This is a genomic window from Bartonella pachyuromydis, from assembly GCF_039543065.1.
Taxonomy (GTDB): Bacteria; Pseudomonadota; Alphaproteobacteria; order Rhizobiales; family Rhizobiaceae; genus Bartonella; species Bartonella pachyuromydis.
In genome coordinates, this window is sequence record NZ_BAABJA010000002.1 from 1 (window position 1) to 23,185 (window position 23,185).

General features: G+C 38.0%; 19 protein-coding genes and 3 tRNA genes. 5 read left to right on the plus strand and 17 right to left on the minus strand.

Annotated features, from left to right (window positions below; genetic code table 11):
• The 3 genes from ABD917_RS01855 to ABD917_RS01865 all read right to left on the minus strand — a co-directional run.
• Positions 1–127 (minus strand): GTP-binding protein (locus ABD917_RS01855; protein ID WP_234924853.1); only part of this gene is annotated, 127 nt, incomplete at its 3' end.
• A 180-nt stretch (positions 128–307) separates the two neighbouring features.
• Positions 308–381: transfer RNA gene (locus ABD917_RS01860), tRNA-Gly, on the minus strand.
• A 30-nt stretch (positions 382–411) separates the two neighbouring features.
• Positions 412–495: transfer RNA gene (locus ABD917_RS01865), tRNA-Tyr, on the minus strand.
• 207 nt (positions 496–702) lie between these two features.
• On the opposite strand from ABD917_RS01865, the gene ABD917_RS01870 reads away from it, so the two are divergent.
• Entirely contained in the window at positions 703–1,533 is an 831-nt protein-coding gene (locus ABD917_RS01870) for a TrmH family RNA methyltransferase (protein ID WP_345118397.1), read from the plus strand.
• Here the strand turns inward: ABD917_RS01870 and ABD917_RS01875 are convergent.
• From ABD917_RS01875 to ABD917_RS01900, 6 genes are all read right to left on the minus strand, one after another.
• Entirely contained in the window at positions 1,523–2,263 is a 741-nt protein-coding gene (locus ABD917_RS01875; RefSeq protein WP_345118398.1) for a rhomboid family intramembrane serine protease, read from the minus strand. The genes ABD917_RS01870 and ABD917_RS01875 overlap by 11 nt on opposite strands.
• Positions 2,264–2,798: 535 nt before the next feature.
• A complete protein-coding gene (locus ABD917_RS01880; protein ID WP_345118399.1) occupies positions 2,799–3,224 on the minus strand; it encodes a DUF2155 domain-containing protein in 426 nt (141 codons plus the stop codon).
• A gap of 78 nt (positions 3,225–3,302) precedes the next feature.
• Positions 3,303–3,701: an NADH:ubiquinone oxidoreductase subunit NDUFA12 gene (locus ABD917_RS01885; RefSeq protein ID WP_345118400.1), complete on the minus strand. Its 399-nt coding sequence runs from the start codon at positions 3,699–3,701 to the stop codon at positions 3,303–3,305.
• A 144-nt stretch (positions 3,702–3,845) separates the two neighbouring features.
• Entirely contained in the window at positions 3,846–5,345 is a 1,500-nt protein-coding gene (gatB, locus tag ABD917_RS01890) for an Asp-tRNA(Asn)/Glu-tRNA(Gln) amidotransferase subunit GatB (protein ID WP_345118401.1), read from the minus strand.
• Positions 5,346–5,474: 129 nt separating this feature from the next.
• Positions 5,475–6,902, minus strand: coding sequence for a trigger factor (gene tig / locus ABD917_RS01895; protein WP_345118403.1), 1,428 nt, complete (start codon positions 6,900–6,902; stop codon positions 5,475–5,477).
• A 136-nt stretch (positions 6,903–7,038) separates the two neighbouring features.
• Positions 7,039–7,121: transfer RNA gene (locus tag ABD917_RS01900), tRNA-Leu, on the minus strand.
• 168 nt (positions 7,122–7,289) lie between these two features.
• Here ABD917_RS01900 and trmFO point away from each other — a divergent pair.
• Positions 7,290–8,696, plus strand: a complete 1,407-nt coding sequence (gene trmFO / locus ABD917_RS01905) for a methylenetetrahydrofolate--tRNA-(uracil(54)-C(5))-methyltransferase (FADH(2)-oxidizing) TrmFO (RefSeq protein WP_345118404.1) — start codon at positions 7,290–7,292, stop codon at positions 8,694–8,696.
• A gap of 952 nt (positions 8,697–9,648) precedes the next feature.
• On the opposite strand, the gene ABD917_RS01910 is transcribed toward trmFO, so the two are convergent.
• The 8 genes from ABD917_RS01910 to ABD917_RS01945 form a co-directional block, all read right to left on the minus strand.
• The gene (locus ABD917_RS01910) at positions 9,649–9,927 is read right to left on the minus strand and encodes an HU family DNA-binding protein (RefSeq protein WP_345118405.1); all 279 of its coding nucleotides are present in this window, start codon (positions 9,925–9,927) and stop codon (positions 9,649–9,651) included.
• Between the two features lie 231 nt (positions 9,928–10,158).
• Positions 10,159–12,582: an endopeptidase La gene (gene lon, locus ABD917_RS01915; protein ID WP_345118406.1), complete on the minus strand. Its 2,424-nt coding sequence runs from the start codon at positions 12,580–12,582 to the stop codon at positions 10,159–10,161.
• A gap of 180 nt (positions 12,583–12,762) precedes the next feature.
• Positions 12,763–14,037, minus strand: coding sequence for an ATP-dependent Clp protease ATP-binding subunit ClpX (clpX, locus tag ABD917_RS01920; protein WP_345118407.1), 1,275 nt, complete (start codon positions 14,035–14,037; stop codon positions 12,763–12,765).
• A 185-nt stretch (positions 14,038–14,222) separates the two neighbouring features.
• Positions 14,223–14,855, minus strand: a complete 633-nt coding sequence (gene clpP, locus ABD917_RS01925; RefSeq protein ID WP_345118408.1) for an ATP-dependent Clp endopeptidase proteolytic subunit ClpP — start codon at positions 14,853–14,855, stop codon at positions 14,223–14,225.
• 145 nt (positions 14,856–15,000) lie between these two features.
• Positions 15,001–15,810: a glycosyltransferase family 32 protein gene (locus tag ABD917_RS01930; protein ID WP_345118409.1), complete on the minus strand. Its 810-nt coding sequence runs from the start codon at positions 15,808–15,810 to the stop codon at positions 15,001–15,003.
• A gap of 10 nt (positions 15,811–15,820) precedes the next feature.
• Complete coding sequence (gene trkA / locus ABD917_RS01935; RefSeq protein WP_345118410.1) at positions 15,821–17,197, minus strand: Trk system potassium transporter TrkA; 1,377 nt, start codon at positions 17,195–17,197, stop codon at positions 15,821–15,823.
• A 4-nt stretch (positions 17,198–17,201) separates the two neighbouring features.
• Complete coding sequence (gene ntrX / locus ABD917_RS01940; RefSeq protein ID WP_345118411.1) at positions 17,202–18,560, minus strand: nitrogen assimilation response regulator NtrX; 1,359 nt, start codon at positions 18,558–18,560, stop codon at positions 17,202–17,204.
• Between the two features lies 1 nt (position 18,561).
• Positions 18,562–20,826: a sensor histidine kinase NtrY-like gene (locus ABD917_RS01945; protein ID WP_345118412.1), complete on the minus strand. Its 2,265-nt coding sequence runs from the start codon at positions 20,824–20,826 to the stop codon at positions 18,562–18,564.
• Positions 20,827–21,003: 177 nt separating this feature from the next.
• On the opposite strand from ABD917_RS01945, the gene rirA reads away from it, so the two are divergent.
• Genes rirA through ABD917_RS01960 form a run of 3 tightly spaced genes read left to right on the plus strand, consistent with a single transcriptional unit; the run spans position 21,004 to position 23,149 of the window.
• The gene (gene rirA / locus ABD917_RS01950; RefSeq protein WP_345118413.1) at positions 21,004–21,450 is read left to right on the plus strand and encodes an iron-responsive transcriptional regulator RirA; all 447 of its coding nucleotides are present in this window, start codon (positions 21,004–21,006) and stop codon (positions 21,448–21,450) included.
• 20 nt (positions 21,451–21,470) lie between these two features.
• On the plus strand, positions 21,471–22,664 hold the full coding sequence (locus ABD917_RS01955; protein ID WP_345118624.1) for a bifunctional 2-C-methyl-D-erythritol 4-phosphate cytidylyltransferase/2-C-methyl-D-erythritol 2,4-cyclodiphosphate synthase: 1,194 nt from the start codon (positions 21,471–21,473) through the stop codon (positions 22,662–22,664).
• On the plus strand, positions 22,661–23,149 hold the full coding sequence (locus ABD917_RS01960) for a CinA family protein (protein WP_345118414.1): 489 nt from the start codon (positions 22,661–22,663) through the stop codon (positions 23,147–23,149). Before ABD917_RS01955 ends, ABD917_RS01960 begins: the two co-directional genes overlap by 4 nt.
• The last annotated feature ends 36 nt before the right edge of the window (positions 23,150–23,185 follow it).

Sequence of the window (23,185 nt, forward strand, 5' to 3'; positions counted from 1 at the left end):
CATAGGCTTTAAATTCACCAAAATATTTCGTAATCGCTGCTGTCAACGAAGTCTTCCCATGATCAACGTGACCAATCGTTCCTATATTAACATGCGGTTTCGTGCGTTCAAATTTGCTCTTTGCCATCGCCATTAATCTCTTATTCTGTTCTCTTGTGTTAGCACCTAAAAACAGCTCTGTAAAACTGAAGTAAACTAGATTGCTATCTCAGCCAAACCTTATAACTCTTACAAATGAACAACCCACCCCATTTATGATGGGAGGATATTTCCATCATACTCACAAGCCCAATCACTAGCAACTTTTTGGAGCGGGTAGCGGGAATCGAACCCGCGTATTCAGCTTGGAAGGCTGCTGCTCTACCATTGAGCTATACCCGCATAACTACCTACTAACTCTCCTTTGATGAATGGTGGAGGGGGTTGGATTCGAACCAACGTAGCATACGCAACGGATTTACAGTCCGCCCCCTTTAACCACTCGGGCACCCCTCCATTCCATCAGCAAAGTTGCGCGACAAGGCATCACGACAACCAAAATTTGATACCATTCAATTCAAACTGGCTGTGGAGCGGTTATGACGATTACGAGCCTATCTGTCAACAGAATAAATACAATTCTGTACAAATTTCCTACTAATAATTTTTAAAATTACAGTTTTTGTCTATCTATTTCTCCTTTTAAAACGCTATAAGGAAGCTATGAAACAAAAAATGTCAAAAAATTCTCATTATGCCCGTCTACGTCGCCAATATCGCGATGCAAAGGGCTTTTCTTCTCAATCTACCACACGCCCTAAAAAGAAAGCAGCTCCCTTGCAACAAGGTACAATCCGTCTTTATGGTATCCATGCTGTTCAGTCCGCTTTAAAAAATCCAAAAAGAATTTTTAGCTTTCTCTATGTCACTGCTAATGCCTTAAAACGATTAAATATACCCGAATCACAATTACCTTGTCCTGTTACATTATGCTCCCCAAAACAACTCGATGATCTTGTTGGAAGTGATGCAGTTCATCAAGGTGTTGTTGCAGAAACTATCCCCCTTAAACCATGCCAATTGTCTGAATTAACAAACACCGATCTTGTCGTGGTAATGGATCAAATTACAGATCCACATAATGTTGGTGCTATTATGCGCTCTGCTGTTGCCTTTAAAGCTGGTGCACTTATTACGACTTGTCGCCACTCACCTCAAGAAAGTGGCGTGCTTGCTAAAGCCGCCTCTGGAGCTTTGGAGCTTATTCATTATATCACCGTACGAAACCTCGTTGAAGCACTCCAAGAACTCCATAAAGCAGGATTTACTAGCTTTGGTCTTGATTCTGAAGGTGACCACCCTCTAGAAACAGCATTAACAGGAAAAAAAATTGCTCTTATTTTAGGTGCAGAGGGAAAAGGTTTACGCAAAAAAACACGTGAAACTGTTTGTGCATTAACACGCCTTGATATGCCAGGAAATATTAAATCATTAAATGTTTCAAATGCAGCAATAATAGCACTTTACGCAGCTCATAAATATCTTAGATCATAGTTTTTAATTTCTTCCACGAAGTATCAAAGAAACCAATCAATAAAAAACCTGAAAAAAAACCGCCAATATGAGATTCCCACGCGATTTGAACACTATCTTCTTTTAATAGAACAGAGGAAATACCCATGATAAAATCAACACTTAGCCATACACTTATGAAAACAAGTACCCTCCTTGAACGCAAAGTTTTTTTAATAGGCAATAAAGGACTTAAAAATCTTTTATACTGCGTACTACTCCCAAAATAGGTTCGAGAAAAACCGTAACGTGCAAGAGCTCCCATCATTCCACATACTGCACCCGATGCACCAACCAGCGATATCCCACTCTCTTGGTGAAATACAAAATAACTCAACACAGCTATAATCGCTGTTAACATCCAAAATATTAAAAAACGTAAACCACCCAAATGCCTTGCTAAAGGAGTACCAAAAACCAAAAGCCAAACCATATTCATCGCAACATGTTGAAAACTACTATGCATGAATGAATAACTAACAATCGTATGGAAAAATGCTAACGGTTCAGTTTTAAATAATATTGGTATGAATGAAAAAAGCTCAAGACTTTTAATATAGAGTAGGCGAGAAAATAAATATTGAGGAACAAGATAGATACAAAAACAAAGTGCAATCAAAAAAACTATAATAAATGGGACATTCAATAATGGCTCTTTAGGCTGTTTGGGAAAAAATGATATATTGTTATATTGGTGATTGCTATTTTTCATTGTATAAAATCCCATATTTTCTGGTAAACGCATTATCCTTTGTCCAAAATAGATGTATCAGTTTTGACAATAGAGCTATTTTAAATGTAACCTTATTTCTCTACTGCACCTAACTTATCAATGTTGCTGTATAAAACGCTTATATCGCGCACAGAATATTTTGAACGAAATGAATATTGAAGAAATATCATCCACAAAGTGACGGCAGCATACTAAACTTAAATTGAAATCATTCATTTGTCTTAGATCTCTCTTATAGAGATAAGATAATTTTGATCATTTAGTTGTTTAATATGCTCAATAAAAGAAAAGTTTCTACCAGAAGAGGAAAAAATCTTATAAATTTACACAGGTTCCCTCTTTTGAGAGCGATATTTTTATAAATAACTATCATAATTGCAAAACAGATCATCTGTCTTTTAAATAAATCCCCCCTTCAGAGTTTAACCGCTCTCATTTTTAAAATTGCATTTAACTGCTTTAAGATAAAATTATAAAACAAACAAAATCTTCAATATATCATGCATATAAAAGATCATTGAATGGATAGATTTTGAGAACTCTGTTTACAGTCTTTTAACCAAATATCATAAATAGGATGTTCGACAGCATTCAAGCCAGGACTATCTACAAACATCCATCCTGTAAAAATACGCCGTACCTTTTTATCTAATGTGATCTCATTAACTTCAACAAAACCAGTCGTATGAGTAGGCTCATCTTTGGAGCTCGTATAACACGCCCGTGGCGTTACTTGCAAAGCACCGTATTGATAAACTTCACCAAGAGAAACTTCAAAGAGTGTCGTCTGACCAGTAATTTTATCAAGACCAGCAAAGATAGCAATGCCATTACTCACACGCTCGGCCTGCACTCTACAAACTATGGAAAAGGCTACCACAACTCCCATGAAAAAACGATAAGGAAAACGTCTCAATTCCAAACGTAAAAAAACTTTCATCACATCAAATCAATCGCATCTAAAAATTTTCTTCATAAAATAGTGCAAATAAGAAAAATACACACCCATCAAAATATTTCACTTTTTAGGTGACCATGCATCATAATCTTCATACACACAAGAGCGCTCACCACTGTAAGGAATAGCTCCCTTTGGACGATATGCCTCACTTGTCCCTGTCATATTAGCAACATGAGGCTTTTCCCACTCATACGGGCGATAATCCTCCTGTGTTGGTGGACACGCACAACGATGATGGATCCAACCATGCCATCCCGGTGGAATTGTAGACGCTTCAGAATAATCTTTATAAATAACCCAACGACGGGGATAACCATCTTTATGCCTTCCCCCCTCATAATAAACATTCCCAAACTGATCTTCCCCTATCCGCTTGCCTTTGCGCCATGTAAAAAATCGTGTATTGATGGTATTTCCACTCCACCATGTAAAGATTTGCTTCAAAAAAATAGCCATCTTCTCGTCCATTTTTAATATATTTATGGAATCAACTTATCATGACGCTTGCAATTATTGATAACTCCATTCGATAGGTGCGCACCCACACCGCCTACATTGGAAAGTATCACATTTATAGGCTTTCTTCTAGCCCCATAGAACTTAATCTATGCCAAGTTTCATTTTAACTAACTCATTAACAGTTTGAGGATTTGCCTTCCCACCAGTAGTTTTCATAACCTGTCCAACAAACCAACCAGCTAAAGCAGGTTTTTGTTTTGCTTGGACAACCTTATCAGCATTATTGGCGATAATTTCATCTACAGCTTTTTCTATAGCCTTTGTATCTGTTACCTGCTTCATATTGCGTTCTTCTACAATCTGACGCGGATCTCCACCTTCATGCCAAATAATTTCAAAGAGATCTTTCGCAATTTTTCCAGAAATCGTTCCTTCTTTAATAAGATCAATAATGCTCCCTAGTTGATCTGGTGATATTGGTGTCTCATTAATCTCACGATTATGTTTATTTAAAGCGCCCAAAAGATCATTAATCACCCAATTGGCAACGATTTTTCCATCACGCCCATGAGCTACTTGTTCAAAATAATCAGCAATGGCCTTTTCTGCGACAAGAATAGAGGCATCATATGCTGTTAATCCCATCTCCTTGACAAAACGTGCTTTTATATCATCAGGCAATTCAGGCAAATCAGCTGCCAAAGAATCCACAAAGTCTTGATCAAATTCCAACGGCAAAAGATCAGGATCAGGGAAATAACGATAGTCATGCGCTTCCTCTTTTGAACGCATAGACCGCGTTTCACCTTTCGTTGCATCAAAAAGTCGCGTTTCTTGATCTATGACACCACCATCTTCTAAAATAGCAATTTGACGACGTGCTTCATACTCAATCGCTTGGCCAATAAAGCGGATAGAATTCACGTTTTTGATTTCACAACGCGTTCCAAAACTTTCACCAGGACGACGAACAGATACATTAACATCCGCACGCATGGACCCTTCATCCATATTACCATCACAAGTTCCTAAATAACGAACAATCGTACGCAACTTTGTCATATAGGCCTTAGCTTCATCTGCTGAGCGCATATCTGGTTTAGAAACAATTTCCATAAGAGCAACACCAGCACGGTTAAGATCCACAAAAGACATCGTTGGGTGCTGATCATGCATCGACTTTCCTGCATCTTGTTCAAGGTGCAACCGTTCAATCCCAATTTCAACATCCTCAAACTGACCATGCGAATCTGGACCAACAGATATGATAATCTTTCCCTCTCCGACAATTGGATAACGAAATTGAGAAATTTGATATCCTTGCGGTAAATCTGGATAAAAGTAATTCTTACGATCAAAAACAGACTTTAAATTAATATGTGCCCTTAATCCTAAACCCGTTCGAACTGCTTGACGAACACACTCCCGATTAAGAACAGGCAACATACCAGGCATGGCTGCATCAATAAGTGATACATGATTGTTTGGTTCTGCACCAAACTTGGTTGACGCACCTGAAAAAAGTTTTGAATCCGAGATGATTTGCGCATGAACCTCCATGCCAATGATAACTTCCCAATCACCTGTAACTCCAGAAATAAAACGCTTAGAATCAGGAGTGCGCGTATCAACGATGCTCATTTCTAATCCACTATCAATATTTTCCAAATACACCTGATGGCTAATCTAAAACCACACTAAGTGCAAGCCTAGAATAAAAATCTTACAAAAAAGCCCGATCTTATCGGGCTTGTTCTGTTTTCGTAAATATTAACTTTTTTTAGGTGCCTTTTTCTTGGCTGGTGCTTTCTCTACAGCTTTTTCTTTCACCGCAGATTTTTTCTTTGACGGCTTTTTTTCAGTTAAATCGAGCTCATCATATTCCTTCATCAACTCTTCAACTGTTACCTCTTTATCTATAACTTTTATTTTTGCCAGCAAATGATCAATGACTTTTTCCTCAAAAATCGGAGCACGTAAATTTGCAACAGCTTCTGGAGTATTACGGAAAAAATCCATAATCTCTTTTTCTTGTCCAGGATACTGACGAACCTGATCAAAAACTGCTGCTTTTAGTTCATCTTCACTTACATTAACACCAACATTGATACCGATTTCAGACAGTACCAAACCGAGACGAACACGACGCTGTGCAAGCACACGATATTCCTCCCGCGCTTGCTCTTCTGTAACGCCTTCATCTTCGAAACTGCGCCCAACCTTTTTTAAATCATCATTAACTTGGGCCCATATGTTATTAAATTCAATTTCTAAAAGTCCTTCAGGAATCTCAAAATCATAATCAGCATCTAAAGCATCAAGAATCTGACGCTTAATTTTTTGACGTGTCATTGAACCATATTGGCTTTCAATTTGTCCTCGAACAACTTCACGCAAACGCTCCAGAGATTCCAAACCAACTTTTTGTGCTGCTTCATCATCAATTTTTAACTCATCCGATTGAGAAACAGTTTTAACGGTAATATCAAATTCTGCATCCTTACCAGCTAAATGCACTGCACTATAATTATCAGGGAATCGAACAGAAATAGTTTTCGTATCACCTGCTTTTACACCAATTAATTGCTCTTCAAAACCAAGGATAAATTGCTTTGAGCCCAGAATCAATTGCGCCCCATTATCTGCTCCACCCTCAAACGGAACACCTTCGAGCTTACCAAGATAATCTATTGTAACACGATCCCCTTCTTCAGCAGGACCATCCTTTAGTGAATAATTCCGTGTAGAAGAAAGAACACGCTTTACTTGATCATCAATCTCTTGCTCAGGAATAGCCGCAATTTCACGAGTAATCTCAATATGTTCAAAGTTCTTAATTTCAAATTTTGGCAAAACCTCATATTTTAAACTAAAAACAAAATCGACTGTACCATCAAGAATTTTTTCATCTTCAACTATATCAATTTGCGGCTGCATTGCTGAACGTTCACCACGATCAGCTAAAATAGAACGGGGCGCATCACTCACAATCTCATTGAGAATTTCCGCCATAAAAGACTTACCATACATCTTTCGTAGGTATCCAGCTGGCACCTTACCGGGACGAAAACCATTCAGCTTGATCTTACCCTTGGTATGATCCAACCGTTCATTTAATTTTTCTTCTAAATTTCTCGCCGGAACCACGATCTTAATTTCGCGCTTCAGTCCTTCATTAAGCGTCTCGGTAACCTGCATTAAACAACCTTCATTTTTCTTAAGGAGAGGGATAAACCTACTCTGATAATAACCACATTCTAACACTTGAGTGTTAAACTAACATGAAGCGGAACTCCAAACACATAAGACATCTCTCGTGCTCCAAAAATTCCTTTGGTGCGGATGGAGGGACTCGAACCCCCACGGTCTCCCGCCAGAACCTAAATCTGGTGCGTCTACCAATTTCGCCACATCCGCTCAAACTTACAAGCCAGTAACCTTATATAAGCGGCGTTTCTATACCATTAATTAAAGAAAAAAAGCAAACAAATATATTAAAAAAATCTCAATACACATTACTCTTAATAAATTGTAGAAACAAAATCTACTCTTTTCATACAGAGTGACTTTCGCTAAAAACAAGTTATGTTAAAGATATTCAATACTCCAATCCATATTATCGGTGGTGGCCTTGCTGGTAGTGAAGCAAGCTGGCAAATCGCTCAATCAGGAATCCCCGTTATTTTGCATGAAATGCGACCACAAAAAAAATCTGCTGCTCATAAAACCGATCAATTTGCTGAACTGGTCTGTTCAAACTCATTTCGTTCCGATGATTCTTCAACAAATGCCGTAGGACTTCTCCATAACGAAATGCGACTAGCAAAATCTCTGATCATGAAAGCTGCTGATGCCAACAAAGTACCAGCAGGAAGTGCTCTTGCAGTGGATCGCGATGGATTTTCAAAAACCGTTACGACAGCACTCGAAAATCACCCTCTTATAACAATAGAACGTGAGGAAATTGAAAACTTTCCTGAGAATTGGCAGCATATTATTATTGCAACTGGTCCTCTTACCTCACCAAAACTTGCACGGACAATACAAACTATAACTGGAATAGAAGCCCTTTCTTTTTTTGATGCTATCGCGCCCATTATCTATACGGATAGTATTAATTTAGACATTTGTTGGTATCAGTCTCGCTATGATAAAATTGGACCTGAGGGAACAGGAAAGGATTATCTTAATTGCCCACTTAATAAAGAACAATATGAAGCATTCATTCAAGCGTTAAAAAATGCAGAAAAAACAGAATTCCGCGACTTTGAAAAGACACCCTATTTTGATGGATGCTTGCCAATTGAAGTGATGGCTGAACGCGGACTTGAAACCCTCAGACATGGCCCTATGAAACCTATGGGACTAACCAATGCCTATAATCCCACCGTTAAACCTTATGCCGTTGTCCAATTACGCCAAGATAATAAGCTTGGAACCCTTTATAATATGGTCGGCTTTCAAACAAAACTAAAATATAGTGAACAAATTCGCATTTTTAGAATGATCCCTGGTCTTGAAAAAGCTGAGTTTGCACGCCTTGGTGGACTTCACCGTAATACTTATCTTAATTCACCTATTATTCTTGATCAAACCCTTCGCTTAAAACAAAGACCACAATTGCGTTTTGCCGGACAAATTACTGGCTGTGAAGGTTATGTAGAATCATCTGCAATAGGGCTTCTTGCTGGGCGTTTTGCCACTGCTGAATATCACCATAAAACCCCTTGTCTACCACCATTAACCACAGCATTTGGTGCTCTTTTGAATCATATTACAGGTGGACACATTGTTGTACAAGAAAAAGGAAGACAATCCTTTCAACCAATGAATATCAATTTCGGACTTTTCCCGCCTATAGATTCCGTTAAGCACTCAGGAAAACGCTTAGCAAGCAAAGAAAAAAAATTAGCAAAAAAACAAGCACTAACTGCCAGAGCCTTAAATGATTGTACTCAGTGGTTGGCAGAGAAAAATAATTCCCCTTTATGAAAATATACTCTTATGCTTCCAGCCTGTTCAAAAGAACTCTATATTTCTCGGATTCTCGTAGAAAATCGTCCTCAAGTGCTTTTTATGATACTCATTTGTTAGCACATAAGCACCATGCTATTTTTATTATTTTATTTAAACAGGGTAAGAGTTTTTAAAGATATTTTATATAAATGAAATCCTCCACCCTAACAAAAAAACTCAAATATTTCAATCAGTTGAAGGATATTATGACATGAAATACGCTCCAGCCATAAGCGATATCAAACATATATAAATTTCTTTATAATAATTGATTTTTATCACTTTTGCCATGCGAAAATACTCTAATATATTTGCATAATAAAAGGAAAACAATCCTTACAATTCACAGAAACCTCAACACTTCAATATTTTATTGAAAGCATCAAAGAAACATATTCTACATACATCATACTTTATCAAATCTAAAAAAGCCATTTAAAATGGTAAATATTGATTTATATGGATAATTCATTATCCTAGACATTAGATGAATAGAACAAGATATCATCAAAATCTCTCATTTCAGATCTGCCTACGCTAAATCAATCACAACTATTTATTTTTGCACATCACAAACGGGATTAACGTATCAGGAAAAGCTCCTCAAAAGATAAGAAAAACACCTTTCATAAAGATCCTCATATGCAAAAGCTGTTGCAACGTTGGGAGCTAGCAAATAGTGTAATATATCAGTTAGTTGCTTCATAAGCGTAAAGACAGTGGTATACAATGAGTTTCGTATTATACTATCACGGATAATACTGTAAAATGAGCCTTTATGTTCTTTGAAAAATGTTCCTTTAGGATATAGCCTTGAAGTAAAGAAGCAGACACACGCTATAAATTTTTACGCGAAAAATACATGTAGAAAAACTCCTAAAAAAACCCGTTTATAAATAAATCGGGTTTTTTTTTAGTGTAGTTCAAATTATTTTTTATTAACAGCTTCTTTTAGAGTTTTTCCTGCAGAAAACTTAGGCACAGAACGCGCTGGAATATTAATTTCAGCACCAGTGGAAGGATTACGCCCCTTTGTAGCTGCGCGATGAGAAACTTCAAAAGAACCAAAACCTGGAAGACGAACATCTCCCCCTGAAGCCAAAGCCTCAGTTACAGAAGCGATAAAAGCATCGACAACAGAACCAGCTTGTGCTTTTGAAACCCCTGCCTTTTCAGCAACTAAACTAACCAATTCACTTTTATTCATAAAATATTTCCTTTCCCTATATTACCGGATAACACAACTTAACCGTGTCACCGATCAGTTTATTGAAAAGTACAGCAAACAGAAGCCTTATTTTTATACAAAACATTGTTTTTTTAGCAATAATCACAGTTATTCACGGAATTTTTTATTTTTTTTCAAAATAAACAGACAAACATCTACGAAAAGACCTGCTGCCGCTTAGAAAACACGGTTGCAAATAAGATTAATGAATCAGTGTGCAATCTGTATTCCTTCATTCTCGTTTTCTGTACTAATAGGTACAGGTACCGAGGAAGGCTCTGTCCATTCAATCGGTTCAGGAAAACGAACTAAAGCATATTTCAAAACTTCACTCACGTGATTTACTGGAATAATCTCCATATTATTTTTAACATCATCAGGAATATCAATTAAATCTTTTGCATTTTCTTCAGGAATAAGTACTTTCTTTATACCTCCTCGGAGAGCTGCAAGTAATTTTTCTTTTAATCCACCGATTGGTAAAACACGCCCACGTAAAGTAATTTCACCAGTCATTGCAATGTCTTTATGTACTGCTATCCCTGTTAATACTGAAACAATTGCTGTCACCATTGCAATTCCAGCTGATGGACCATCTTTTGGTGTAGCTCCTTCTGGAACATGAACATGAATATCGCGTTTATCAAAAAGCGGAGGCTCAATACCGAAATCAACTGCACGAAAACGTACATAAGATGCTGCGGCTGAAATTGATTCTTTCATGATATCGCGTAGATTCCCAGTTACAGTCATCTTGCCTTTTCCAGACATCATAACTCCTTCAATGGTTAATAGCTCTCCACCAACCTCTGTCCAAGCAAGCCCAGTAACAACACCAATCTGATTTTCACCTTCAATCTGATTATAATGATAACGTTTAACACCTAGGAAATCATTAATATTATCTTCCGTAATCTTTACAGATTTTTGATGCGTTTTAAGAATTTTTGTAACGGATTTACGTGCTACCTTCATTAATTCACGCTCAAGGTTACGAACCCCTGCTTCACGTGTATAAAACTGAATAATAGACCTTATTGCACCATCAGACACGCTGAACTCTTTTTTAGATAAACAGTGATCTTTTAATGCTTTTGGTAAAAGATGTTGCCTAACAATCTCCATTTTTTCACATTCAGTATAACCGGCAATACGGATAATTTCCATACGATCCATTAATGGACTTGGAATATTAAGCGTATTAGCAGTTGTTATAAACATGACATCAGAAAGATCATATTCAACTTCTAGATAGTGATCAATAAATGTACCATTTTGTTCAGGATCAAGCACTTCTAATAAAGCTGATGAAGGATCTCCACGAAAATCCTGTCCCATTTTATCAATCTCATCAAGCAAGAAAAGCGGATTAGACTTTTTCGCTTTTTTCATAGACTGAATAATTTTTCCAGGCATTGAGCCAATATATGTTCGGCGATGTCCACGAATTTCTGCTTCATCCCGCACTCCCCCCAATGAAATACGGACATATTCACGCCCTGTTGCTTTTGCAATAGAGCGCGCTAATGATGTTTTCCCGACACCAGGAGGACCTAGTAAACAAATAATAGGGCCTTTTATTTTTGATGCTCGACTTTGTACTGCTAAATATTCAACAATGCGCTCTTTAACTTTTTCAAGACCAAAATGTTCATTATTCATGACCTTTTCAGCAAAATCTAAATTATTTTTAATCTTTGACTTTTTACCCCAAGGCATTGCCAACAACCAATCAAGATAATTACGTACAACAGTCGCCTCCGCAGACATAGGAGACATGTTCCGTAATTTTCTGAGCTCGGCTTCAGCTTTTTCATGTGCTTCCTTAGAGAGTTTTGTCTTTTTGATGCGTTCTTCTAATTCAGAAAGCTCATCGCGACTATCATCACCCGCTCCTAACTCTTTCTGAATAGCCTTCATCTGCTCATTGAGATAATATTCCCGTTGGTTTTTTTCCATTTGCCGTTTTACATGCGAACGAATACGCTTTTCAACCTGTAAAACAGAAATTTCTCCTTCCATGAAAGAAAGAACACGTTCAAGGCGGTCGCGTACAGGCAATAGTTCTAATATCTTTTGCTTCTCTGAAAGTTTAATCATCAAATGAGAAGCAATCGTATCGGCAAGCTTAGAAGGATTATCAATCTGGCTAATAGCATTGACAACTTCAGGAGAAATTTTCTTATTCAGTTTTACGTAATTTTCAAAATAAGCAATTACTGATCTTGAAAGAGCTTCAATCTCAACATCATTCTCTCTAGGTTCCTCCGTAACAGTTGCAAAGGCCTGATGATAATCTTCACTCAAAGAAAATTGGCTAATTTTTGCACGCGCTGTACCTTCAACCAAAACTTTTACCGTTCCATCAGGAAGCTTTAACAGTTGAAGAATATTCGCGAAAGTACCAATATCATAAATATCTTCTGATTTTGGATCATCATCAGAAGCATTTTTCTGTGTAACCAACAGTATCTGTTTATCAACCGCCATCGTTTCTTCAAGAGCACGAATTGATTTTTCTCGGCCCACAAAAAGCGGAACAATCATATGTGGGAAGACAACAATATCGCGAAGGGGCAAAACAGCATAAATCCCTTCCCTTCCTTCATCTGTCTTTTCATCAATATATTGCATAACTCTCCTTTCTGGAGCCTATGATCCTATCCACTACACAAGCCCATTCTTAGAAAAACTTCAGCTTTCCACAATCCATGACGTGGTGACTGGGAATATATAAATCAAGCATTATGACTATAATATCTATAAACATCCTTCCTCAAATTGTGCCATGACTACTTCTCATACCACACAATGTCATGCCGATACATTTTCTTTGTCTTCCGCACGTTCTGAATAAATATAAAGAGGACGTGCCTTCCCATCAACTACATCACTCGAAATAACAACTTTTTGAACACCCTCAAGAGCTGGCAACTCAAACATTGTCTCAAGAAGTATCTTCTCCATAATAGAACGCAAACCACGCGCACCGGTTTTACGCTCAATTGCCTTCTTAGCAATCATCCGTAATGCATCTTCATGAAATGCTAATTCAACATTTTCCATCTCAAAAAGGCGTTGATATTGCTTTACCAACGCATTTTTAGGCTGTGATAAAATTTGCACAAGAGCGTTAACATCTAAATCTTCCAAGGTAGCAACAATAGGAAGACGGCCAATAAATTCTGGTATTAAACCAAATTTTATGAGATCTTCAGGCTCTAAATCACGAAAAATCTCACCAACACAACGTTCATCAGGTGCTTTAACAATAGCAGAAAAACCAATAGAAGTTTTTTCACCACGTCCTGAAATAATCCGTTCCAAACCAGCAAAAGCCCCTCCACAAATGAATAAAATATTTGTTGTATCCACTTGAAGAAACTCTTGTTGCGGATGCTTACGCCCACCTTGAGGAGGAACTGAAGCAATCGTTCCTTCCATAATTTTTAATAATGCCTGTTGAACACCTTCCCCCGAAACATCTCTTGTAATAGAAGGATTCTCAGCTTTACGAGAAATCTTATCAACTTCATCGATATAAACAATGCCACGCTGTGCACGTTCAACATTATAGTCAGCAGCTTGAAGAAGTTTTAGAATAATATTCTCAACATCCTCCCCCACATAGCCTGCTTCAGTCAAAGTGGTCGCATCTGCCATGGTAAAAGGCACATCAATAATACGTGCCAATGTTTGTGCAAGATAAGTTTTACCACATCCGGTTGGACCAACAAGGAGAATATTTGATTTCGCTAACTCAATATCATTGCTCTTAGACTGATGCGCAAGTCGCTTATAATGATTATGAACAGCAACAGAAAGCACACGCTTTGCATGTTGCTGACCAATAACATAGTCATCAAGAACTGTTATAATTTCCTGCGGAGTAGGAACACCATCACGCGCCTTAATCCCAGAAGATTTATTTTCTTCTCGAATGATATCCATGCAAAGCTCTACACATTCATCACAAATGAATACTGTTGGACCTGCGATAAGCTTACGCACCTCGTGCTGACTTTTGCCACAGAATGAGCAATAGAGAGTATTTTTTGATTCGTTCCCACTATTGCCAATTTTGCTCATTTCTCTTTCCTTTCACCACGATATATGAATACTTCGTCTTTTCAAAGGAAGTCTTTCATAAAGAAAACTATAAGACATATAAAAAAACTTGCGTGCCATATTATCTTTAGATATTTTTCTCTTGCTTTTCGCAATATTTTTACAAAACTCTTTCTTTAAAGTAATGCGTTTTTCTATAAAAACTCTTAATCTTTTTCGTCTTTTTCGGTTTCTGCACGATATTGTATAACATTATCAACTAAACCAAATTGCTTAGCTTCCTCTGCTGTCATAAAATGATCACGATCAAGAGTTCTCTCAATAATCTCATAATCTTGGCCTGTATGTTGAACATAAATTTCATTTAAACGCCGCTTCATCTTTATAATATCTTGTGCATGTCGTTCAATATCTGAAGCCTGACCTTGAAAACCACCAGAGGGTTGATGCACCATAATCCGTGCATTGGGTAATGTAAAACGGTGACCTTTTGCGCCAGCTGTTAAAAGTAACGACCCCATAGAGGCAGCCTGCCCCATACAAAGCGTGGAAACAGGAGGGCGAATAAACTGCATAGTATCATAAATTGCCATACCAGATGTTACGACACCACCAGGTGAATTAATATAAAGACTAATTTCCTTCTTAGGATTTTCTGCTTCCAAAAAAAGTAATTGTGCACAAACAAGCATCGCCATACCATCTTCAACGGGACCATTAATAAAAATAATCCGCTCTTTTAGGAGACGGGAAAAAATATCATAGGCCCGCTCACCACGATTGGTTTGTTCAATAACCATAGGCACAAGGCTTAATGCTGTTTTCATTGGATCACTCATATTTTCACTTTCCGTTCATATAATAATCGCTCTTTACGCATTCAATGTTTTCTCCATAGGCTAACATTACTCTGTTAGGCAAGCCATAATCAATGCTCTTTTAAGAAAGATTAAAATCCCAGTGGTTAAAATAGCAATAATAACTCTACCTGAAAAAATTATGTGCATCAGGAATACGAGACACTGCCCAATGATAAAAACTCCCTTCTTGAGGTTTTTGAGTAGTCCTCATCTTTCTGTGAATATGAAACCCTATTAAACGTGAATCTGTAAGCGGTTCAATGCCAAAAGCTGGATCAAAAATATATTCCGTTTTTCGTCCTGTCCAATAATAAAAAGTTTCTTTTTCCTTTGCTTGATGAAAAAAACCATATCGTTTGGCTAACCGCGAAATACCATCATTACCAAATACTGTAACTCCAAGATTTCTTGGTAAAATTGGCATTTTTTTCCTCTTCAACCAAAATGGTTTCCAAACACGACGTTTAAAACCAAGCCAATGAGGAATCATTTCTGTGCCTGACCAATAATCTTCAAACACTTTTATAATAGGGTTATAGGGAGGAAGATAAAGTGCAGAGACACCTACTCTTACAGCATTTTCTTTTGCAAACCAAACTTTATCTGGATCTGGATGAAATTGTTTCACGAGGTAAACATCTGTATCTAACCAAACACCCTGCTGATATTTCATCAACATAACACGAAAAAAATCCGAAAACTGAACAATTGTACACCTTGGTTTATCATCAGTAAAATTGGGATCAAGGCGATAAATTGCTGAGCGTGGTAATATTGTTTCTGCTGCACATAATTCAACACCAGCAGGAAGATTATCTATTTTTTTATCATAACTAAAAAGCTTAACGCGTTGCCCTGTTTTGATCATTGAAGATAAACAAAGTCTATCAACCAATCTCAATTGTCCCCTATACCAAAAAGTGCAAATATCCATAGGCAATAGATCAAAAATATTCTAAACTAACACGAAAGAGCTGTTCTACATCACGGACACTCTCAACAAGAGCAAAAATCACAATCCGATCACCAGCTAAAATACGTGTATCTGCCGAAAGCTGGATGATTGTCTTATTGCGATAAATTGCACCAATTCTCAAACCATCTGATAAACCAAGTTCCGACAATGATTTACCAACCAATGAAGAGGTTTGCATTACTTCAGCCTCAATGATTTCTGCCTGCCCATTAAAAACTGAATGAACCGCACGAATACGACCACGACGCATTTGTTGCAAAATTCTCGATATGGTAACACTATGTGGATTAAGATAAGCATCCACACCAACTGCACGGCTAAATTCTTGGTAAGCAACATTATTGATCAATACCATATTGGCTTTGCATCCCAATCTTTTTGCGATAATAGCGCTTAAGAGATTGACCTGATCCTGATTGGTTAACGTAATCATTAAATCAGCCTGATCAATTCTAGCGTCTTGAAGAATCACTGGATCTAATACGTTACCATATAAAACCGTTGTTTTTTCAAGTTGATCCGCAATTGTGAGTGCTCTCTCTCTATCTGATTCTATAATTTTTAATTTTAATTTATGTAAGCGCTTTTCAATCGCTTGAGCAACATAAAGACCAATGTGACCACCTCCTGCAATAATCATACGATGAGCATCTTGTTCTTTATGGCCAAAAAGACCGACTGCCCGACGCATTTGATCACGCGCAACAACAAGATAGGTTATATCGCCAACGCGCAATTGCGTTTCTGAATGCGCAATCAATAATTCTGAACCACGCTTAATAGCAGTAACTGTTGTGCGAAGATCTGGAAAAAGCTCTGTTAATTGCCGCAACGGCGTATTAATAACTGGACAATCTTCCATACACTCTAAGGCTAACGCAACAATATCATCATTACAAAAATAAAGAACATCTATGGCACCAGGCAAAGCAATACGACGTAGAACCATTTCTCCAACTTCAACTTCTGGCGAAATAACCACATCAATGGGAATATTTTCTCTAGAAAAAAGCGTTTTATAGCGTGGTTCTAAATAAGATTGCGCACGAATACGCGCTATTTTTGTGGGAACATTAAACAAGGAATGCGCTACTTGGCAAGCTACCATATTAACTTCATCAAATAACGTTACGGCAATCAACATATCCGCTTTATCTGCATCGGCAGCTAAAAGAACTTCAGGTCGTGCACCATGACCAACAAAACCTCTTACATCCAATGTATCACGGATTTTTTCAATTAATCTTGTTTCAATATCGATAACAGTGACATCGTGATTTTCAGCAGCAAGACGCTCTGCTATCCCATAACCAACCTGTCCTGCTCCACAAATAATAACACGCATAACCTTAAGAAACTCCAAGCGCTTTAAGTTTGCGATGCAACGCTGAACGTTCCATACCTATAAATTCAGCGGTACGCGATATATTTCCACCCAAACGCCCAATTTGCGCCACTAAATACCTCTTTTCAAACAATTCCCTTGCTTCACGCAACGGTAAATCCATGATACTTTCATCTGTGTCCACTTGAATACGTGGCAAAGAATCGCTCACTTCACTAGGAAGAAAATCCGCTGTTATTGGGCCATCACCGTCACGCACAAGAATGAGAAGGCGTTCAATATTATTGCGTAATTGCCGTACATTACCTGGCCAAGCATGCGTTTGTAAAATAGCTATCACATCATCACTAATTTCACGCGGCTTAATACCAACCTGCTGCGATATTGTTTTAACGAAATGGTGTATAAGTTCTGGAATGTCTTCACGACGCGCTGACAGTGGTGGAACAGTAATAGGAACAACCGAAAGACGATGGAATAGATCCTCTCTAAAACGCCCATCAGAAATGAGATTTTCGAGATTTTGCGCCGTAGAAGAAATAATACGAACATCCACCTTAACCCGTTTTGTACCGCCAACCCTCTCAAATGTCTGCCCTGTCAAAACCCGAAGAATCTTCCCTTGAGTTTCACGGGGCATATCAGCAATTTCATCAAGATATAATATCCCACCATGCGCTTCCTCTAATGCCCCAATTTTACGCTCTCCTCCCTCCATTTCACTGCCAAATAATTCTATTTCCATTCTTTCAGGCGTTATTGTTGCGGCATTTATAGTAACAAATGGCCCATTCGAACGCGTCGAAAGTGCGTGAATAGCACGTGCAACCATTTCTTTTCCCGCACCTGAAGGACCTGTAATCATGATACGACTATTTGTTGGTGCTACTTTTTCGATGATTTGGCGCAAATTCTTTATAACTGTCGATGTTCCAAGAAGTTCTAAGGTCTCATTTGAGCGTTTTCGTAATTCTAAAAGCTCGCGCTTTAAACTTGAGTTTTCAAGAGTCCGTTCCGCAACCAAAACAAGCCGATCAGCTTTAAAAGGTTTTTCAATGAAATCATACGCCCCCCGTTTTATAGCAGAAACAGCTGTCTCAATATTACCATGACCAGAAATCATAACCACTGGAAGAGCAGGATATCGCGTTTTAATTTCATCAAGCAACGCTAAACCATCAAGACGACTTCCTTGCAACCAAATATCTAAAAAAATAAGTTTCGGAATACGCTCACTAATTTGTGCTAAGGCTTCATCAGAGTTACAAGCAACACGTGTTTCATAACCTTCATCATCTAAAATACCAGCAACAAGCTCACGAATATCTGCTTCATCATCAACAATTAAGATATCTGACACCATTCTATTCCCCTATCTTATCACTTGTATCTTGTGCAAAACTACTACGCTTAGCCCCATCCGAGGGGAACATCAAACGAATCATTGCACCACGACCTTCATAAAAACTTTTCGGCGCATCATGCAACTCCATAAAACCACCATGATCTTCAATCACTTTGCGCACAATAGCTAACCCAAGTCCTGTTCCCTTTTCTCGTGTTGTTATGTAGGGTTCTAATAATTTTTGCCTTTGCTCTTTAGGAAGCCCTTTACCATTATCAATAACATCCACAATCACACATCCTTTCTTACAATAAGAACGTACAAGAATATGACCGTGAATAGTTTCCTCTCGCATAACTGAATCTATAGATTCACTCGCGTTTTTGATAACATTGCAAAAAGCCTGCACAATGAGACGATTATCAAATGCACCTACAAGTGGTGTATTTCCTAAATCTTGCTCAAAATAAATATCATGTCGTGTAACTTCTATCAAGAAGCATGCTTCACGCAGTAATTCGCGTATATCTAAAGCATTCATTTGCGGTTTGGGCATACGTGCAAAAGAAGAAAATTCATCAACCATACGCCCAATATCTCCAACTTGACGAATAATCGTATCAATACATCGTTCAAAAACTTCTTTATCTTGTGTAATAACTTTGTTGTAACGTTTACGAATACGTTCAGCCGATAACTGAATGGGTGTAAGTGGATTTTTGATTTCGTGTGCAATACGGCGCGCAATGTCTGCCCACGCCGATGTCCGTTGTGCCGCAACAAGATCTGTAATATCATCAATGGTTAAAACCCAAGATTGCCCCTGTCCATCATCTTCTTCCATGGTAATTTGCACATTATAAACACGTTCTTGTCCTGCCACACTTAAAGTTACTTGTTCACGATGATTCTTTCGTTCTAGCGAACGTGCAAGTTGAAAAACTTGCCAAATTTCAGCACTTAATGATAAAAGACTTTGGCCAACAACTTGTTCAGAACGAATATCGAACATTGTTTCCATAGACCGATTGATAATTGTAATATCGCCATTATCGTCAATACCAGCTACCCCTGCTGTTACACCAGACAAAACAGCTTCAGAAAAACGCCGCCTTTCGTCAATTTGATCGCGAACTGCAATCAATTCATTGCGCCGACTTTTCAATTCACTAACCATGTAATTAAATGTTTTTGATAATTGCCCAATATCCCCATCCCTTGCACGAACTGGTACAAAAACTTCCATATTACCAGAAGCCACATCGTCCGCAGCACTAATAAGAAGACGTATAGGACGTACCAAACGATCAGCAACAGCAATACCCGCCCAAATAGCTGATAAGAATAAACTAAAAAAAAGACACAGATAAAGCATACCAAATGCAATTTGCGTCAGCAGACGATTTTCATTTAAATCACGATAACGATCTGTATTGACTTCCGTCAAACGTAAAGCAGATAAAACTTCTTTATCAACATCGCGTACCAAATATAAAAACGTATTGGGAATGTTAGTAAATTTTAAAATAATGCCAAAATAATCATGAACTCCCGGTTGAAAAGAAAAAGGCCTCGCACTCGTTGCACGCTCAATAAGATTGGAAGGAGGAATTGGCAATTTATCCTCATCACCAAAATTGCTCGATATAAAAACAGTTCCGCTCGAACTTAACAAAAATGCACCACGTAGATTGCGCCCTATAGCATGACGGGTCAACTGCATCCTATATTCAGCTGGATTACGCTCTAAAAGCTTTTTATTATCAAGGGCAAAGGCCATAGCATAGGACAAATTTTTCAAATTTTGCAGCATTTCATCCGCATATGCATTCGCTAAATCGATAGAAGAACCAACAATTTGCCGTGTTGTCGTATCAAACCATCGATCAAGTCCTAGATTCAATGCTGGCCCCGATACAAGAGCTACAGCAACAGCTGGCATTGTTGCAACAAGTGCAAACAACGAAATAAGGCGCACATGAAGACGAGAACCAGCACGCCTCGAACGCCATGCACGAATGATAGGGATCATCTCATAAAAAACAATGCTCACAAGCCCTAAAACCCAAATACTATTAATCCCTATAAGAATGAGGGTTACAGTTCTACTGGGAACAACAGGGGTTAATCCAATAAGAATAACAAATGAAACAGACGCTGTAAGCAAAGCCAACACAATAATTGTGATACCTAAAAAAATATACACCTTACTTAAACGATACAACTCATCGTTATAAGTATTGTGATCTACCTCTTGGAGATTCATTACAGATGTTGTATTCATGATTAGCTTATATACCCTTTATCCCATTGTTCTCATATAACCTCTTGTAACAAAAATTGACAAGTCCAGTACCGCATTTAAAATAGAGAGATAATTTATCAGAAAGAGAAAGAACTTTTAATTTTCAAAATATTTTTCAAATAAAATGCTTCCGGTGATAGTTAGAGAGGAGATGAAATGCGGTTAACTAAACAGACAAATTATGCACTCCGAATGCTCATGTACTGTGCAGATAATCCAGAATCTCTCAGTCGTATTTCAGAAATTGCGAGAGCCTACGCTGTTTCCGAGCTTTTTTTATTTAAGATCCTTCAACCACTTGTTGAAGCAGGTTTTATACAAACAGTGCGGGGACGCAATGGAGGTGTTAAATTGGCTAAACCCCCAACAGAAATTTCGGTAGCTGATGTTGTGAAAGTAACAGAAGATAATTTTTCTATGGCAGAATGTTTCGATACTACAGAATCTCATTGTCCATTGATCGATTTCTGTGGTTTAAATACTGCACTTCAAAAAGCATTAAATGCTTTTTTTGACGTATTATCAGTCATATCTCTTGCGGATCTAAAACGCCCAACTTTTCAAAAGCCATTTAAAAGTGATGGTCATAAAACAATAAACTAAATAATAAAAGGAGATTAAATATTTCTATTGCAGCAATAATATTAGCCGCTGGACGCGGGAAACGAGCAGGATCTCCACAAAAAATTCCAAAACAATACCGGATTCTTGGACAGGAGCCGGTTATTTGTCATACTGTGCGTTGTTTTTTACAGCATCCAGCTATCACAACAATTATCTTGGTTATTCATCCTGAAGACTATCAAATCTGTGAGCAAGCTGTCGCCAATTTTAAAGAACAGCTCATCATCGTTGAAGGAGGTGCTACACGTCAAATATCCACCTTACATGGGCTTCATGCACTTAAAAATTTTAATCCCCAATATGTGCATATTCATGATGGTGTACGACCCTTTATCGAACATAAACTCCTCGAGAAAATCCATACCAGCCTCACCAACCAAGAAGGTGTTCTTCCTGTTCTTGCTATCTCTGACACTCTCAAACGTGTAAATAGTACGCATCATGTTGTAGAAACAATTCCACGCAGCCATCTTTATAATGCACAAACGCCCCAATGTTTTCCCTTCAAAGATATCTTGGCTGCCCATGAAAAAGCGAAACAAAATGGTAAAAAAAAATTCACTGATGATTCTGCTATCGCTGAATGGTTTGGGATTCCTATGCGTACTGTTCCTGGTGATCCTAACAATATAAAAATTACATGGTACGAAGATTTTGATACTGCACATTTATATCTTCAGAAAAAAATGCAAATATTCCCTGATGTCCGCACTGGCAATGGCTATGATGTTCACGCCTTCGAAGAAGGAACAGCTCTCATATTATGTGGTATAGAAATTCCTTTTCATAAAAAATTGCATGGACACTCCGACGCTGATGTCGCTCTTCACGCATTAACAGATGCTCTTCTTGCAACGCAAGGAGCAGGAGATATCGGTACATATTTTCCCCCTTCTGATCCTCAATGGAAAGATGCATCTTCAGAAATTTTTCTCCGTCATGCTCTTGATCTTGTTAAACAAGCAAGTGGTCGTATTGCTAATGTTGATATTACACTGATCGCCGAAGAACCTAAAATCAGCCTATATCGTCGTGCAATGATAGAAAATCTTATGAATATACTCACCATTTCATCCGATCGAATCTCCATCAAAGCAACAACAAATGAAAAACTTGGATTTATAGGTCGTAGTGAAGGTATTGCTGCCTTTGCAACAGTAAGCGTCCTTTATCCAGGACAAATTCCCAAATGACATATTTTTGTGAAAAACAAGCAGCTGAGGTCCTTAAAGCTTGCCGCCAAAAAGGTTTGCTTTTAACAACTGTTGAATCTTGCACAGGGGGGCTCATTGCTGCAAACCTCACCAATATTGCAGGATCATCCGATGTACTCGATTGTGGGTTTGTTGTTTATTCAAATGAAGCCAAAACACGTCTTGTTGGCGTAGATGCTGAACTTATAAAAACCTATGGTGCTGTTTCAAAAGAAGTTGCTCTTGCAATGGCAGAGGGTGGATTAAAACATTCATACGCTGGAATTTCCGTTTCTGTAACAGGAATTGCAGGACCCAAAGGAGCCTCTCTTGATAAACCTGTGGGGCTTGTGCATTTCGCTGTCGCTTACAAAAATCACAGCACCATCCATAAAGAAATGCGCTTTGGCAATCTTGATCGTAAAACTATTCGTTATGCAGCCGTTGAAAATGCTTTGAAAATGATTTTGCAATCTCTCCAATGAAACTTTCTACATTGGTTTTCCAGACTTCATGTCATT

What these genes read in the sequence shown, in the direction of transcription:
- tig (WP_345118403.1), bottom strand. Translation starts at nt 6,902, where the DNA reads ATGCAGGTTACCGAGACGCTTAATGAAGGACTGAAGCGCGAAATTAAG.
- ABD917_RS01880 (WP_345118399.1), bottom strand. Translation starts at nt 3,224, where the DNA reads ATGAAAGTTTTTTTACGTTTGGAATTGAGACGTTTTCCTTATCGTTTT.
- ntrX (WP_345118411.1), bottom strand. Translation starts at nt 18,560, where the DNA reads ATGGTGTCAGATATCTTAATTGTTGATGATGAAGCAGATATTCGTGAG.
- trkA (WP_345118410.1), bottom strand. Translation starts at nt 17,197, where the DNA reads ATGCGTGTTATTATTTGTGGAGCAGGACAGGTTGGTTATGGGATAGCA.
- trmFO (WP_345118404.1), top strand. Translation starts at nt 7,290, where the DNA reads ATGTTAAAGATATTCAATACTCCAATCCATATTATCGGTGGTGGCCTT.
- clpP (WP_345118408.1), bottom strand. Translation starts at nt 14,855, where the DNA reads ATGAGTGATCCAATGAAAACAGCATTAAGCCTTGTGCCTATGGTTATT.
- ABD917_RS01960 (WP_345118414.1), top strand. Translation starts at nt 22,661, where the DNA reads ATGACATATTTTTGTGAAAAACAAGCAGCTGAGGTCCTTAAAGCTTGC.
- ABD917_RS01885 (WP_345118400.1), bottom strand. Translation starts at nt 3,701, where the DNA reads ATGGCTATTTTTTTGAAGCAAATCTTTACATGGTGGAGTGGAAATACC.
- ABD917_RS01930 (WP_345118409.1), bottom strand. Translation starts at nt 15,810, where the DNA reads ATGGATATTTGCACTTTTTGGTATAGGGGACAATTGAGATTGGTTGAT.
- ABD917_RS01910 (WP_345118405.1), bottom strand. Translation starts at nt 9,927, where the DNA reads ATGAATAAAAGTGAATTGGTTAGTTTAGTTGCTGAAAAGGCAGGGGTT.
- lon (WP_345118406.1), bottom strand. Translation starts at nt 12,582, where the DNA reads ATGCAATATATTGATGAAAAGACAGATGAAGGAAGGGAAGGGATTTAT.
- rirA (WP_345118413.1), top strand. Translation starts at nt 21,004, where the DNA reads ATGCGGTTAACTAAACAGACAAATTATGCACTCCGAATGCTCATGTAC.
- clpX (WP_345118407.1), bottom strand. Translation starts at nt 14,037, where the DNA reads ATGAGCAAAATTGGCAATAGTGGGAACGAATCAAAAAATACTCTCTAT.
- ABD917_RS01875 (WP_345118398.1), bottom strand. Translation starts at nt 2,263, where the DNA reads ATGAAAAATAGCAATCACCAATATAACAATATATCATTTTTTCCCAAA.
- ABD917_RS01870 (WP_345118397.1), top strand. Translation starts at nt 703, where the DNA reads ATGAAACAAAAAATGTCAAAAAATTCTCATTATGCCCGTCTACGTCGC.
- gatB (WP_345118401.1), bottom strand. Translation starts at nt 5,345, where the DNA reads ATGAGCATCGTTGATACGCGCACTCCTGATTCTAAGCGTTTTATTTCT.
- ABD917_RS01945 (WP_345118412.1), bottom strand. Translation starts at nt 20,826, where the DNA reads ATGAATACAACATCTGTAATGAATCTCCAAGAGGTAGATCACAATACT.